At 41.0% G+C, this 15,867-nt stretch carries 13 protein-coding genes; 6 read left to right on the plus strand and 7 right to left on the minus strand.

The window, feature by feature from the left end:
* From CKW03_RS05485 to CKW03_RS05500, 4 genes are all read left to right on the plus strand, one after another.
* Complete coding sequence (locus CKW03_RS05485; protein WP_093094864.1) at positions 1-426, plus strand: FixH family protein; 426 nt, start codon at positions 1-3, stop codon at positions 424-426.
* Between the two features lies 1 nt (position 427).
* Positions 428-1,120: a sulfite exporter TauE/SafE family protein gene (locus CKW03_RS05490; RefSeq protein ID WP_093094865.1), complete on the plus strand. Its 693-nt coding sequence runs from the start codon at positions 428-430 to the stop codon at positions 1,118-1,120.
* Positions 1,121-1,209: 89 nt separating this feature from the next.
* Complete coding sequence (gene cls / locus CKW03_RS05495; RefSeq protein WP_093094867.1) at positions 1,210-2,679, plus strand: cardiolipin synthase; 1,470 nt, start codon at positions 1,210-1,212, stop codon at positions 2,677-2,679.
* Positions 2,680-2,757: 78 nt separating this feature from the next.
* Positions 2,758-5,460: a hypothetical protein gene (locus CKW03_RS05500; protein ID WP_093094869.1), complete on the plus strand. Its 2,703-nt coding sequence runs from the start codon at positions 2,758-2,760 to the stop codon at positions 5,458-5,460.
* A gap of 66 nt (positions 5,461-5,526) precedes the next feature.
* Here the strand turns inward: CKW03_RS05500 and CKW03_RS05505 are convergent, their stop codons facing one another.
* The 3 genes from CKW03_RS05505 to CKW03_RS05515 are packed head-to-tail and all read right to left on the minus strand — an operon-like array spanning position 5,527 to position 9,119.
* Entirely contained in the window at positions 5,527-6,366 is an 840-nt protein-coding gene (locus CKW03_RS05505) for a DMT family transporter (RefSeq protein ID WP_197700980.1), read from the minus strand.
* Positions 6,366-7,349: a YihY/virulence factor BrkB family protein gene (locus CKW03_RS05510; protein ID WP_093094871.1), complete on the minus strand. Its 984-nt coding sequence runs from the start codon at positions 7,347-7,349 to the stop codon at positions 6,366-6,368. The genes CKW03_RS05505 and CKW03_RS05510 overlap by 1 nt, the downstream gene beginning before the upstream one ends.
* A gap of 3 nt (positions 7,350-7,352) precedes the next feature.
* Positions 7,353-9,119, minus strand: coding sequence for an AMP-dependent synthetase/ligase (locus CKW03_RS05515; RefSeq protein WP_093094872.1), 1,767 nt, complete (start codon positions 9,117-9,119; stop codon positions 7,353-7,355).
* Positions 9,120-9,299: 180 nt separating this feature from the next.
* On the opposite strand from CKW03_RS05515, the gene CKW03_RS05520 reads away from it, so the two are divergent.
* On the plus strand, positions 9,300-9,803 hold the full coding sequence (locus CKW03_RS05520) for a hypothetical protein (RefSeq protein WP_093094873.1): 504 nt from the start codon (positions 9,300-9,302) through the stop codon (positions 9,801-9,803).
* A gap of 413 nt (positions 9,804-10,216) precedes the next feature.
* On the opposite strand, the gene CKW03_RS05525 is transcribed toward CKW03_RS05520, so the two are convergent.
* The 4 genes from CKW03_RS05525 to CKW03_RS05540 all read right to left on the minus strand — a co-directional run bounded on the left by CKW03_RS05525 (position 10,217) and on the right by CKW03_RS05540 (position 14,236).
* Positions 10,217-10,927, minus strand: a complete 711-nt coding sequence (locus CKW03_RS05525) for a hypothetical protein (RefSeq protein WP_139185392.1) — start codon at positions 10,925-10,927, stop codon at positions 10,217-10,219.
* Between the two features lie 195 nt (positions 10,928-11,122).
* Entirely contained in the window at positions 11,123-12,859 is a 1,737-nt protein-coding gene (locus tag CKW03_RS05530) for a M61 family metallopeptidase (protein WP_093094876.1), read from the minus strand.
* 40 nt (positions 12,860-12,899) lie between these two features.
* Positions 12,900-13,397: a dihydrofolate reductase gene (locus tag CKW03_RS05535; protein WP_093094877.1), complete on the minus strand. Its 498-nt coding sequence runs from the start codon at positions 13,395-13,397 to the stop codon at positions 12,900-12,902.
* Positions 13,398-13,414: 17 nt separating this feature from the next.
* The gene (locus tag CKW03_RS05540; RefSeq protein ID WP_093094879.1) at positions 13,415-14,236 is read right to left on the minus strand and encodes a thymidylate synthase; all 822 of its coding nucleotides are present in this window, start codon (positions 14,234-14,236) and stop codon (positions 13,415-13,417) included.
* A gap of 179 nt (positions 14,237-14,415) precedes the next feature.
* Here CKW03_RS05540 and mtaB point away from each other — a divergent pair, with 179 nt between their 5' ends.
* Positions 14,416-15,735 carry a tRNA (N(6)-L-threonylcarbamoyladenosine(37)-C(2))-methylthiotransferase MtaB gene (gene mtaB, locus CKW03_RS05545; protein WP_093094880.1) on the plus strand — a complete coding sequence of 440 codons (1,320 nt, stop codon included), beginning with the start codon at positions 14,416-14,418 and terminating at the stop codon, positions 15,733-15,735.
* Positions 15,736-15,867: the final 132 nt, after the last annotated feature.

A 15,867-nucleotide genomic window follows, 5' to 3' on the forward strand; every position in this document is an offset into this window, starting at 1 on the left:
ATGAACTGGGGATATAAGATAGTATTTGGTTTAGGGGCATTTATGCTATTTATTGTGGGTGCAGGGATCTATATGGTCAGTCATGATTCTGATACCTTGGTCGAGTCTGATTACTATGAAAAAGGATTGAATTACGATGAAACCTTCCATAAGAAGGAAAACCTGCTTGCCGATCATGCTAAACCAAAACTTCAATTGCTCAAGGACAGCTTGTTGATCGAATTTTCAGCAGCAGGAAACAAAGGGAACCTGAAGTTTACCCGCTTGGATGATAAAAACCTCGATCAAGTATTGCCTTTCAACACAACGAACAATCAGTTTAAATTACCGGTTGGCAGTTTCAAGAAAGGGAATTGGAAATTAGAAATCGACTGGGTGCATTCGGATAAATCTTACATTTCCGATCACGCCGTGTTTATTCAATAAAATGACTTATCATTATTTAGCGTTTTTTATGGGCCTTTTGGGCAGTATCCACTGCGCGGTAATGTGCGGTCCGCTACTGCTTGCCGTTCAGGCAGGACAGAAGATCTCCTGGAAAACGACTTTCAATAAATTACTTTATCAATCCGGACGTATCCTGACCTATGGTCTATTAGGCCTCCTGTTGGGGGTATTAGGCAATGCAGCTACGATTCAAGGCTGGCAACAAGGCTTTAGCTTGGTTACCGGCATTATCCTGTTTGCTATCGGCCTGTTTTATATTTTCGGAAAGAGTTCCTCCAAATTGGCTGCTATACAGACGAAAGCCATCCAACCCTTTGCAAAGTTCATGAGCAAATGGTTGTATAGACCCGGCGGAAGTTTTGTGGCCGGTGTACTCAATGGCGTCCTCCCATGTGGTATGGTGTATATGGCATTAGCCTCTGCCGTGAATGCAGATTCCCTGAGCAACAGCTTTCTATTCATGTTGCTGTTTGGATTAGGAACCTTGCCATTATTACTGGTTTTTTCTTTTGCAGGTAACTACCCGAAACGCATATTCAAAACCAGTTTTTCTACAGTATTGCCGATTTTGTTCCTGATTATGGGAGCATGGTTTATACTGCGAGGAGCTAACTTGGATATCCCTTATCTGAGTCCTTTGTTGCACATGGATGGTGCAATGAATTGTGCATAATTGATTTTCTTTCCTATCTTGTATGCTAGCCTAGGGTTTGTTTTAAAACAAATAGGGGCTAAGTTGGTTATTAGAGATAATTTCTATCTATGCAGGAACACTTAAAGACCGTAATACATTTTCTGGAAATATGGGGCTGGATCCCATTAACGATTATGTATGTTGGAGTTATCATAACTATCTTAATTGAAAATCGAAATCCTACCAAAACTATTTCTTGGGTACTGGTTATTGTCTTTATTCCCTTCGTGGGCCTAATTCTCTATTATCTTTTTGGTCAGAAGTTCTCTAAAGTCAAGAAATTAAAACGGATCAATCAGGAACAGACACTCCGCTTGAAAAAGGAATTTCAGCGATTGGAACCTTTAATGCAATGGTCCATACGGAATATACAGAGCAAGATCGGTGACCTTTCTCGGGTGTATTCCTATCTCAAGAACGAAAAACTCTCTACCCCAACGCTAAATAACGAAGTCACCCTTCTGGTCAATGGGGAGCAGATGTTTCCGGCATTGTTGGAATCCTTGGCTGCTGCCAAACACTCCATCCACATGGAGTTCTATATCTTCGATCTAGATAATATCGGCACCCAAGTATTGGATTTATTGGAAAAGAAAGCCAATGAAGGAATCATTGTCCGTTTGATAGTGGATAGCTTTGGTTCTCCAAAAGTAGTGCGTTACATGCGCAAAAAGAAAGATAGTAAAATAGAATTCCAGGCTTTCTTGCCCGTGACATTTACCTCTTTGGCAAACTCTAACTATCGAAATCACAGAAAGATTGCCGTAATCGATGGCTTTGTCTGCTTTACAGGCGGAATCAATATTTCCGACCGCTATGCAAACCCGAATGACTTTGGCTTATATTGGCGAGATACTTCGGTCAAGATCGTCGGAAATGTTGGCGCCATGTTCCAGATCAGTTTCTGGAACCAATGGAATCAAACCGACGGCAAACCTTTTAAATTAGATGAGGGCTACCTTCGTGAAACCCCTGTGGTTACCGATCAACTGAGTGCGGTTGCATTATCTTCAAGCGACCCTGGGTCTATTGGGCCTTTCAATATGGAAGCCTTGCTGATCAGTATTGGGGAGGCTAGCGAGAGCATTAAATTATGTACCCCGTATTTTATTCCTTCGGAGGAATTATCGACTGCATTGAAGACTGCCGCTGCTGCTGGCGTCGATGTCGAATTGATGATACCAGCAGCGGGTGATTCATGGTTTGTGCAACATGCCACCTATTCCTATCTCAAGCCACTATTGGAAAGAGGAGTGAAGGTATACCTTTATGAAAAAGGTTTCCTACATGCCAAAACTTCGATTATCGATGAAAAGATCGCATACGTTGGTACTGTCAACCTCGATTTCAGGAGCTTTTATATCAACTATGAAGTTGCTGCAGTCATTTCCAATCGTGATTTCTGTAGAGATATGGAAAAGCAATTTGATATCGATCGAGAGAACTGTGTGATGATCACCATCAAAGATTGGAAAAAAAGAAAAGCTTGGAAAAGAGGCGTCGATTCCCTTTGTCGATTGCTTGCGCCATTGCTGTAGGTATCTGTTAAATTTCCTTAAGGCTTCCCTTGTTCCCTAAAAAATCAATATATTTAGCTTTTTCAAAATTGAATATTGATGAATTTAACTAATCGATTCCTTTTAGCCCTTGTAATTTTAACCTCATTATTCAGCACTGCTAAAAGCCAAGAAAAACCTGCAATTCCAATCAATACTGCAGTAGAAAATGTTCAAAAATATTTCTCGGTTTACCCAGTGGAAAAAGTGCATTTACACTTTGACAAGCCCTATTACGCCGTAGGAGATACATTATGGTTCAAAACCTATCTAAATACCAACCTTTTTAATTACGACCCCAGCAAGATCGTCTATGTCGATATCATCAACAGCAGGGACTCTTTGATGCAAACCTTAAGGATTCCAATGCAAGAGGGTGCCGGTAAAGGTCAATTGGTTCTTGATCCCCAGTTCTGGTCACAGGATAACTATAGATTCAGAGCATACAGTAAGTGGATGATGAACTTTGATATGGACTACTTTTTCAATAAAGTAGTGCCTATCGGCGATGCCATAAATAAAAAGATGGGCGCCAATATCACTTACCAACAAGAAGGAAACCGAACCAAAGCCACTATTCAATTTAGAGGTCCAGATGGACAGGCCTTAGGTCGTAAGAAGTTGAATTGGGAAGCCAATGATGGGTGGGATGCTTTTGATAAAGGTAAGGCAGAAACTGACGACCTCGGTCGTATTACCATCAACCTATCCCATAAAGAAAAAGATAAATTCAAGAGCGGTCGACTGGTTGTGCAATTGGATGAAGGCCAAACTGGACAGTACTCCTTAGCCAATGCCTACCAAGAGGTAGATATTCAATTCTTCCCAGAAGGAGGGGACCTCATCTCAGGTGTTTCCAAAAAGGTAGCATTCAAAGCTATGGAATCAGGAGGTTCATCCGTCCCTGTTAAAGGAAAGATCATCGATAGCAAAAAGAAAGAGATTGCCACTTTTGAAGACTACGGCATGGGTATGGGATCATTTACCATGATTCCGATTTCCGGAGAAACCTATAAAGCAGTAGTGACCTTAGGTAATGGTATAGAAAAGACCGTTGATCTACCAGCGGTGGTCGATGATAAAATCAACGTAGTTGCTGTTTCTCAGGATAAGGAATTCATTAATCTAGGTTTAGTAACCAACGATCAGTATTTCAATACCATCCAAAACAAACCTTACTATGTATTCGGTCAATTGAACGGACATTTGATCTATGCTGCTCAGGCTTCTATCAAAAGTCCAGCAGTATCTGTTAGGATCCCTTTAAAGGAACTTCCTAATGGCGTTGTACAGGTTACTTTGATGACCCCAGATGGTCAGCCAGTATCAGAACGTTTGGTATTTATCCAACCTCAGGAATTGATCGGCATCCAAGTGACTACAGATAAAACTGATTATGCAAGAAAAGATTTGGTGAAAATGAAACTGAATCTGGATACCAAGGTGGATAGCTTACCAGGTAACTTCTCCGTAGCTGTAATCGATGAAACTAAAGTCCCTTACAATGATGACAACGACAAGGGTATTGTCAGCAATATGCTTGTTGCATCAGATTTAAAAGGTTATATAGAAAAGCCAAACTATTACTTCAATCCGAAAAACGAAAATAGATTAGAAGCTTTGGATGCTTTGATGTTGACTCAAGGATTTAGAAGATTCGAATATAAAGACCTAGTGAGCGGAAGGCTTCCTCAAGTGAAGTTCATGCCTGAACAAGGAATTACGATCACGGGGATTCTTCGCCAAAATACAGGTCGCGTTCAGCCTAATGGAGGCTTATTGTTGAGCATTCCTGGTGCAGCGATCAAGAAAGATGCGTATACAGATAATTCAGGTCGTTATACTTTTGAAAACTTAGTATTCGCAGACTCCTTGAAAGCTACGTTGAATGCAAGGGGTAATGACAACTTTAGAAGCTTGGTGATCACCATGGATCCAACCTTGTTCCCTGAAATTGATCAAGGGAACCCTAATAAAGGGGCAAACATCCAAAATATCGATGAAAACCTAAAAGCTTATTTAGACAATAGCAAAAAGGAATTCAGAACGCATAACCTAATCGAAGAGGTAGTTGTGACAGCAACGCAAGAGAAGAAACAAACCAGTAAGGACTTCTCAGCATTGACTGGTCTTTCCATGCCTGAACATCGCATTGATGGTAGTCGATTCAATGGCTGTAATGTCTTGAGCATGTGTTTAAATACCATGTTGACTGGGATTACCTATGATGTCAATACACAGAAATATTATATCACCAGGAATTTCAATCAAGGAAGCCGCGTGCCAGTACAATTCTTCTTGAATGGTATGCCAATCGATGAGCCTTCTATCAACTCCATTCAGGTGGCAGATATCGAGGCTATCGAGATCTTTATGCGTGATGACCTGGGTACCGTAAGAAACCTGTACAACAACGATGGTGTGGTTTCCATCATTACCAAGAAAGAGAAAAAACAACCTCGTATGACCATGTCACAGATCGAAGCGATGCTTCCTAAATCAAATGTGATTGATTTCTATCCTTTGGGTTATGTTAAGGAACGTAAGTTCTACGAGCCGAAGTATACTACTCCAGAGTCCAAGAATACCAACGATTATAGAACGACGGTTTATTGGAACCCAGATATTCGTGTAGATTCAAAAGGTGAAGTCAACCTTGAATTCTTCAATGCAGATGGAACTGGTAAATATAAGGTAGTTGTGGAAGGTAATGACCTGCAAGGCAATGTCGGTAGACAGATCTACTATTACAATGTGAAATAAAAGGATTTCCATATAAAAAGAGCGGGCAGCAATATATATTGCTGCCCGCTCTTTTTATTGGAACCTTTACTTGCCGGTCTTCACCCGCAGATTGAATAAAATAGCTAGGATAATCAAGCCTATCCCCAGAAGGGAATACATATTGTAAGATTCTTCGAAATAGAAGAAGCCAAACCCCAATGCGTAGACTACCCCTAAATACGTTAAGCTAGATACTTTAGAAAGATTTGCTGTTTGATAAGATAAGGTCATATAGTATTGCGCCAATTGCGTCAGTATACCCACGAATAAAAGATAAAGCCAATCCATGCCTTCCGGAGTCTTCCAGTCGAAAATACTGTAAATCCCCACAAAAGGAATTGTGATCAATGGAAAATAAAATATAATCACCAAGGGATGCTCGCTGGTTTTAATCTTGGCAATGATATTATAGGCAATTGCGGCAAATAATGCGGACATCAAACCTACCGCCAAATCAAAATTGGATATTCTGGAATCAAAACCTTTCATCATCAAGACCCCAGCGATCGCCATTCCGAAGAAGAGAAACTGGATAGGCCTGACATATTGCTTGACCATGAATATCCCTAAGATCGTAGTGAATAGGGGAGCGGTATAATTAATGGTGACGGCCGATGCCAATGGAATATTCTGCAAGGTATAGAATGAACCAACCAGCCCTAAACAGCCGGCGATTCCCCTTGCGATCAGTAATTTCTTGTTATTTCCAAAAACTGGAATATTTTGTTTCTTCAAGATTGCATAGGAGGCAACCAAACTGAAGACCGATCGGAATAGCACCACTTCCATGGTCGGAAGGTGCGAAACCAATTTGACGCTAATATTCATCAGGGCAAAGAAAAAGCCCGCCAATAACATGTATTGGATGCTTTTTTGATCTTCCACTATTGTACAGGGTCGCTATGTTTTTTTACTACTTCCCTAATTCCCGTTTCAGGGTCGATTTCCAATTCGGTCTGTTTAACCAAAACAGCAAAGGAGGCAGGTTGAATCCCCTTGCCATATTTGATGGCGTATTCTTTCGTAAACTCCGCACCAAAGTACAAAATGGCAGCAGAGTAATAAACCCATGCCAATAGGATAATAATGGATCCTGCGGCTCCATAAGAGCTCGCCGTGATGTTCTGTGATAGGTATAGGGAAATCAAGAATTTGCCGAACATAAATAACAAGGCCGTGAACAATGCTCCCCCTAAAATATCTTTAAACCGAACCTTTGCATCTGGAAGAAAGGCATAGATAATCCCAAATAAGGAAGAGATCACCAGAAAGGTAATGGCGGTGTTCACCCAATCGATCAAGCTAATGTCCCAGTTTTCCATAAACTGATTGAAATAGCTGGTCATGACACCGATCAAACTGGATATAATCAAAGAAGCCAACAACAAGAATACTAAACCTAGGATCATGGAGAATGAGATCAATCTATTGATGATCAATTTCAACCAGCCTTTTTTAGGCTTAGGCTTTACTTTCCAGATGGAATTGATTGAATTTTGGATGTCTACGAAAATAGTGGTAGAAGTGAACATCAAGGTGCCTGCACCGACGATGATGCCAATATTCGAACGACTGGAAAGTGAGAGATTATGAACCGTGGATTCCAGCAAGGTGGCGATTTCCTTTCCAAACAATTGATTCAACTCATCAATTACCTGCTCACGTGCACCTTCGCTACCATCTAGGGCACTGCCATAGAAAAATCCAAGTGTCCATGTTAAGATCAACAGCAATGGACCAATTGAGAATACCGTATAATACGCGAGGGAAGCGGCTAGCTTCATGCAGTTGTCATCAGCAAATGCATTGCCCGCATTCAGTAGGAGTTGCCAGAATTCTTTTATCTTGGTCCAAATTGTTTTTAGCATAGATTATCCCTGTTCAGAATAGATTGATTTTATTACCTCTTCATTCTTTTGCAGGATAACTTTCCGTTTAAGGCTTAACTTCGGAGTTAACTCACCAGCGTCGATGGTCCACTCTTTCGGCAACAACTTAAACTTCTTCACCTGCTCCCAATGCCCAAAGTTAGCCATTGATTGTGATATAATCTGTTCGTATTTGGTTAAAATGTCGCTGTTCTTGATCAAATCCTCTTTAGAGCTGTAGCTGATACCCTTGTGATTAGCATATTTTTCAAGCTCCTCATAAGCTGGGACGATCAATGCAGCTGGGAATCTCTGGTTCTCACCAATCACCATCACCTGCGCAATCAAAGTAGATTCCATCAATTTATTTTCCAAAACTTGCGGAGCTACATACTTACCGCCAGCGGTTTTGAACATCTCTTTCTTACGGTCTGTAATTCTCAAGAAACCGTCCGGAGTCAGTTCACCAATATCACCTGTGTGCAAATAGCCATCCTCGGTAAAGGCTTCTTTCGTTGCCTCATCGTTATGGTAATAGCCACTGGTCACACTAGGTCCTTTAACCAAAATCTCTCCATCCTGAGCGATCTTGACATCCAAGTTGTCCAACACCCTACCGACAGTACCAAATTTCACGTCTTCTTCTTTCCATGAGTTTACAGCGATTACCGGAGAAGTCTCAGTCAATCCATAACCTTCCAATACCTTGATGCCAGCAGCCCAGAACACTCTCGCTAAGCGCTCCTGCAAGGCAGCACCACCAGAAATAATCAATTTGATGTTTCCACCTAATGCATCTTTCCATTTCGAAAAGATCAATTTCCTCGCAATACCCAGTTGGAAGTTATAAAATCCGGAGTTCTTTTTAGGTTCTTGATAACGAAGGCCCAAGTTCAATGCCCAGAAGAACAATGATTTCTTGATCCCTGTTAGGTTCTTACCTTTTTCAACGACCTTGTCATACACTTTTTCCAATACACGGGGAACCGTTGTAAATAGGTCAGGTTTCACATCATTGATGTCAACCACGATATTATCCAGGTTTTCCGCATAATAGATCTGAACCCCTTTTGAAAGGTATAGGTACACCACCATACGTTCAAAGATGTGGCATAAAGGCAAGAAACTCAATGCTTTCTTGTATTCATCCGTTACCAAATGATTACATGCCTCAACATTGGAAATGATATTGTTATGGGATAGGTAAACTCCTTTTGGTTTGCCCGTGGTTCCCGAGGTATAGATCAAGGTCAATAGGTCATCAGGTTGCACCGCATCTCTGAACGGTTGCAGATCTTGATCGTTCTGTTTACCAAGCCCTAATACTTCAAGATAGTTCTTGCGGTCTTGGATATCATCAAAAGTGAATACCTCTAATTCTTGGTTGTTTTCTTTCAATGCCAAGTCAGCCTTTTTGGCCAACTCTTCATTGCTAACAAACAATAGCTTTGCTCCGGCATCGTTCAGGATATAGATCAGGTCCTGATTAGAAAGGGTAGGGTATAATGGCACAGTAGCCACCCCCAATTGGTTACAGGCAAAATCAATGAAATTCCATTCCGGTCTGTTTCCCGACATCAAGGCAATCCGATCGCCTTTCTGAATTCCTTTTGCCAATAAACCCTTACTGATATAATCGACGATTTCAACAAATTCATTGCTGGAATAGGTCTTCCAACCATCCTTAGAGCGACCAGCAACCATGATGTCCTTGGCAAAGTCCTTCTGATAGTTACTGATTAAATCGAATAATCTTTTATTATTGCTCATAATGTTTATCTCCCCTTAAAAATACAAAATTGGTTATACATATCTAGGTAATGACTAATATATAATTTTTTGAAGAAAAACTATGCGTTCATAATAATTTTTGACTTTAATTATACCGAAAATCGGTTTTAGGCGTTTAAAAAATTAATAGTACTTTTGATGAATAGAAATTTGTTTTAAATGAAAAAAATCTTACAACTAACATTAGTTTTTATCGCTTTTATCGCTTCAACTAACCTTGCCAGCGCGCAGTTACCATCCCAACATGCAATTGGTGCCCGATTTGGTTCGGCAACAGGATTGACATATCGTTATACAATGAATCCTAACAAAGCTTTGGAAGGTATCCTAAGCATTCAGGGCAACTCGGAATACAGCAGATTCCGCTTGGTAGGTCTCTATGAAAACCACATGCCATTGTACAATGATTTCTCTTGGTTCTGGGGTTTTGGTGGTTCCATCGGTTCATATACCAGTAAAGCATTCACCAACAAAGAAGGACAGCGTTTCGACAAACATTCTGAAATGGCACTTAGTGTCGATGGTATCGTCGGAGTGGAATACAAAATTCCGGAAGCTCCACTAGCATTGTCACTAGATATCAAACCCTATTTCGATTTCCTACAAGAAAGTGGATTCAGGATCTGGGACGGCGTTGGATTCTCGATAAGATATACGTTTTAACAACCAAAAACGCCTTGCTTTTTGAAAGCAAGGCGTTTTGGTTGTTAAAAGTATTGAGATGTGAGATATGAGATTTGAGATAGAAAGTCTGGAAAATATACTGTCTCATATCTCAATACAGGTAACTCACTTCTATTCAAATTTACTATCGCAAATCTCAATACTCATATCTCAATACTCACATCTCATATCTATCCAATTTACTATCTCAATACTCATATCTCAAATCTCATATCTATCCAAATTACTATATCATATCTCAATACTGACATTTCACATCTATCCAATTTACTATCTCATATCTCAATACTCACATCTCATATCTATTCAAATTTACTATCTCATATCTCAATACTCAAATCTCACATCTATTCAAATTTACTATCTCAATACTCAATACTCACATCTCATATCTACTCCACCGCCTTCTCCGTATCCACCGCATTATGCTCCCGATAGACTTTTTCGCCTATGACACCTTCGTCGCCTAGGGCTCTTCCTTTGATAAGCCAGGAGATCCCGAACATCCAAAGGGCTAAGGCTTCAAATACAAGGGTCGAGTAGGGGAATAATTTTAGGGGTACCATGACCACGCATACAATAATCCCATAGCCACAGAATCTGTAGATACGGTTCTCATTGAACATGCTGACGGGGATATCCGTGTTTTTTTGTTGCCCGATCGTAAAGACATTAATGGACAATAGGGCAAAGATGGAAAAGAGAACGCCAGCAAAGGCATAGTGGAGCCAAGTTAAGCTGAAGTTGATCAAGGTGCATTTCAAACAGGAATCTGAAATGGGGTCCGTTGGAATGAAAGCTACCCCGAATGCCATGATTCCGGCCACATTCGTCAGTACATTATCGTTTTTGAGGATCGATTTATTCCCATTCCCCTTATAGCAGATCAAAAATAAGCCTACTGCACATAAGGTACCTGTAAAGATCTCTCGAAGGTTTGTATAGTAATAGTGGCTGATGGAAGGCTGTATTTTGGTCGTAAAGAATTTGATGAGGGAGAGCAATACTAAAATTGTGGGTAGGAAAATACCTAGATAGCCTATTGCTCTACGGAGCCGCCGATAAGCATAGAGGTTGTGGTTTTGTATGGGTTTTATTTGCATGGCCGTAATTGGTTAAACGGTACGGAACCTATAATTGGTTTTAGGTTCGATTCTGTTAATTGTGTGCCATTAAAAATAATGAAAAATTTGAAATAAATTATTGATAATGAGTGACTAATTGGTTTTGATGAGCGAAAACAAAATACCCTGCAACGAAAGGGGTTCCATTGCAGGGTATTCTTATGTTTTTAAGGTTTAAAGAGAAAGCCAGATATCACCTAATCTTCTCTGCTCTTCGGTGCTGTCTTCTTTTCTTTCAATGACATAGGAAACCTTTTCACTAGCTTTTAAATGGATAGTGATTTCACGCATTAGGCCATCTCTAGCAACCAAGATCTGCAAGGCATCGCCAATTTGGCTGTTGAGAACAGCTTGATCCAATTCTCTTCCCATCGGATCCAAACGATTGCCATTCACTGCCACGATTTCATCATCCACATTCAATCCATCCACCCATGCTGCGGAATTGCGGTCCACATTCTTGATGATGGTACGTCCATCCTGATGGGATACTTTGATCCCTATGCTAGCCGTTTCCGTTGCTTTGTTGATGTCGATAAATTGATAACCTACCGCATTGAAATAGGCATTATAGTCTATTTCTTCGGTGGTATAGACTGCATCAAAAATCTCTTGTAGGGATACTCCTGAAACTTCCTCTGCTAATTCCTGGAATTCCTGCTCGGTAATCCCTCTATTCTCGATAAGGTAATATTTATCATAGGCGGCTTTTAGGACATTGTCCAAGCGTTTGCTGCCCTTTGTTTTTGCAATAATACTGATATCGATCATGGTAGCCAACATCGCCCCCTTATTGTAATAGGAAATGCTGACGTTGGATGAGTTCTCATCCGGACGATATTGTTTGATCCAGGTATCAAAACTGGAAAGACCTACCGATTGAACCTTATGACCAGGGCGGTTCAACACCAAGTTGAATTCTGAAACCAATTCGTTCAGATACTCCTGTTCATTCCTAAAACCACATCTTCGGGTTATCAGGTTGTCGTAATAAGCGGTGAAGCCTTCAAAGATCCATAACAAAGCTGTGTAATTCTCCTCATCATAGTTGAAAGGACCCAAATTGGCTGGTCTCAAACGCTTGACATTCCAGAGGTGGAAATATTCATGGGCTACCAAGCTCAAGAAATTATTATAAGTGATGTTATTGGAATAAGCTGATCTCGAAGCTGCCAAAACAGTCGAATTCAGGTGTTCCAAACCACCATGAGAGCTTTGGTAGTTATGGGTGATAAAAACATATCGATCATTCGGATTCGATCCCCAGATCGCCGTTTCTACCTCTACAATTTTGGTAATATCTTCGGACAAGCGGTCCCTGTCGTAGTTCGCCGTTCCCACCATGGCAAATTCATGCGGAATACCGGCAGCATTGAAGGTCCAGCTATCTTGGTTACCGATCTCTAATGGAGAATCAAACAGGATATCGAAATTTTCCGCAAAGAATAGGTTCAGTTTTCCTTCCACCAAATCCAAACCGGTGGAAATCTTGGACCAAAAACTTGGAAGCTCGACCTGTACGGTCGATGAATGGTCTAGATAGCCATCAAGATACAAGAAAGTACCAGCAGGACTGATAAAGGCATGTTGATCATCCACAAAATTGGTGCGTACCGATCTTTCAAAGCTATAAACCCGATAGGAAACCTTTACCTGCGAACCTTTTGAATGAACTCTCCAGGTATTCTTGTTGATTTTATCAAATTCAAGTGCTGTTCCTTTTGCGTCTTCTACTTGCATCTGCTCCACATTTTTCGCAAACTCACGGATTAAGTAGGAGCCAGGGGTCCAGACCGGCATCTTGAGGTCAAGGTAATCTTGACCAAATCCTTCTAGAATCATTCGAACCTCCACATAATGTGCTTGGGGTTCAATAAAAGATAATTGGAACTGTATACTGCTATTACTCATAATTCTTTAACGTAAAAAGGGAAACCTTGTTTGGTATCCCTTATTTTCTTTTATAAACTTCAAAAGTATAGTCGAACTTGTGCTTTTCATCCTTATGATGGGGGTCTTGACTGACCAATTCCCATTCTTGCTCCGGCAATTCGGGGAAGAAGGAATCTGCATTAGGAATGTCTGTATGCACCCTGGTAAAAAGGACTTCATCGGCCAAGTGCAAAGACTGTTTGAAGATCTCAGCTCCCCCAATGATGAATATTTCCTTTTCATCTCTGCAGTAGTTCATTACTGCATCTATACTATTCGCCACATCAACTTCCTCGGCTTTAAATTGAGGCTGTCTGCTGATCACGATATTCCTTCTGCCCGGCAGGGCTTTGCCAATGGATTCAAAGGTCTTCCTGCCCATGACAATGGAATGGTCCATGGTCTTGGCTTTAAAGTATTTGAAATCATTGGGTAAATGCCAAGGCATTTGGTTATCTATTCCAATTGCATTATTCTCGGCTGCCGCCACAATAAATGTAACTTTAGGATAACTCATTTAAATATTTTAGTTTTTTATACAGCTACTGGAGCTTTGATATGCGGGTGATGTTCGTAATTGACCAATTCAAAATCTTCAAATTTGAAATCAAAGATATCCTTAACCTCAGGATTGATCTTCATTTGCGGAAGAGGTTTTGGATCACGAGACAATTGCAGTTCGGTCTGCTCAAAATGGTTGCTGTAGATGTGCGCATCCCCAAGGGTATGGACAAATTCAGCGGCTTCCATATCACATACTTGTGCCACCATCATCGTCAATAGGGCATAGGACGCAATATTGAAGGGTACCCCTAAGAAAATATCTGCACTGCGTTGGTATAATTGGCAAGAGAGCTGCGGTTTCATTATCCCTTTCTCCGGCTGTGCTGGAGCTACATAAAATTGGAAGAAAGCGTGACAAGGCGGCAAAGCCATGTTTTCGATTTCAGCCACATTCCATGCCGAAACAATGATCCTACGGGAGTCCGGGGTGTTCTTCAATTGATTGATCACTTGGGTAATCTGGTCAATATGACGGCCATCAGGAGTAGGCCATGAACGCCATTGCGATCCATATACAGGACCTAAGTTGCCGTTTTCATCTGCCCATTCATCCCAAATGCTCACGCCATTTTCCTTGAGGTATTGGATGTTGGTCTCGCCTTTCAGGAACCAGATCAACTCATGGATAATGGAACGTAAATGTAACTTTTTGGTCGTTACAAGTGGAAAACCATCTTTCAAGTTGAAACGCATCTGATACCCAAATACACTTTTAGTTCCTGTTCCAGTTCGGTCCGTTTTCTCAACACCAGTCCTGTATACGTGTTCAAGTAAGTCTAAATACTGTTTCATTGATTTCCCTTGATTTTTTTCTCCTACGAAGATACCCTTTTTTTTGAAAATGTATTTTGCTTTTTGAGGCCTTTGCGGAACTTTCCGGTTTTTTTACACTCATGGGTTAAATCATTAAAATATCACAATTCATCAATACTGAACATTTTGCATCATTTTATGTATTTTTGCAAAATATTATGGGAAAAAAAGTTGCTTTCTATACGTTGGGATGTAAGCTGAATTTTTCAGAAACCTCCTCTATAGGTCGTATCTTTAAGGATGCGGGTTATGAAACTACGCCTTTCAATAGTGCGGCAGATGTTTATGTGATCAATACATGTTCGGTTACCGACCATGCTGACCGCAAGTGCCGAAAGGTCGTGAAGGAAGCCCTGAAGCATTCCCCAAATGCCTATATCACCATTGTTGGCTGTTATGCGCAATTGAAACCCAAGGAAATCTCTGAAATACCAGGCGTGGACATGGTCCTTGGTGCTGCAGAAAAATTCAATATCATCGAACATATCGATGACCTGACCAAGAACGAAAAAGCAGTGGTGCACAATGCCCCTATCGATGAAACCAATCAATTCGTTTCTGCATTCTCCATTGGCGACCGTACCAGAACCTTCTTGAAAGTTCAGGATGGCTGCGATTATTCTTGTACCTTCTGTACGATTCCTTTGGCACGTGGTGCCAGCCGTTCAGGCAAGATTGAGGATATCGTTCGCCAAGCCGAAGAGATTGCCGCTTCAGGTGTCAAGGAAATCGTTTTGACCGGAGTCAATATCGGTGACTACGGCATCCGTGAAGGAAAACGACAAGATCGTTTTGTGGATCTGGTAAAAGCATTGGATGAAGTGGAAGGAATCGATAGAATCCGTATTTCCAGCATCGAACCCAATCTGTTGACCAATGAGATCATTGAATTTGTAGCCCAGTCCAAAAGATTTGTGCCGCATTTCCACATGCCCCTACAGTCGGGAAACAATAAGGTGCTTGCCCAAATGAGACGCCGTTACAAACGCGAATTGTATAGCGAACGTGTAGCGAAGATCAAATCCTTGATGCCAAACTGCTGTATTGGAGTGGATGTAATCGTAGGATTCCCTGGCGAGACCCGTGAAGATTTTATAGATACTTACAACTTCTTGAATGAGATGGATACCTCTTACCTACATGTATTCACTTATTCCGAACGTGAAAATACCATTGCCGCTCAAATGGAAGGTGCCGTACCGGGTGCCCAACGTAGCGATAGAAGCAAGATGTTGCATATCCTTTCTGAAAAGAAACGTAGAGCCTTCTACGAATCGCAGTTAGGTGCTATCGATGAGGTGCTATTTGAAGGTGATATCAAAGATGGTTATATGCATGGTTTCTCCAAGAACTATGTGAAAGTGCGTACACCTTATGATCCTTTGTTGGTAAACGAGGTGGTTCCCGTTAAGTTCATTTCCATTTCTGAAAATGGGGATGTGGATATCGAGGAATTGCCTGAGGTATTAGCGCATTAATCGGATAGAAGATCCCAGATTTTTTTTGGTTTTATTCTGACTTGGTTCGGGACTTGGTTCGAGTCTCATTCGAGGCATATTCGGAAACGTTCGAATTGGATAGAATTATTTCTAACCATTTCCCGAACATGT

This window comes from Sphingobacterium mizutaii (assembly GCF_900187125.1).
Taxonomy (GTDB): domain Bacteria; phylum Bacteroidota; class Bacteroidia; order Sphingobacteriales; family Sphingobacteriaceae; genus Sphingobacterium; species Sphingobacterium mizutaii.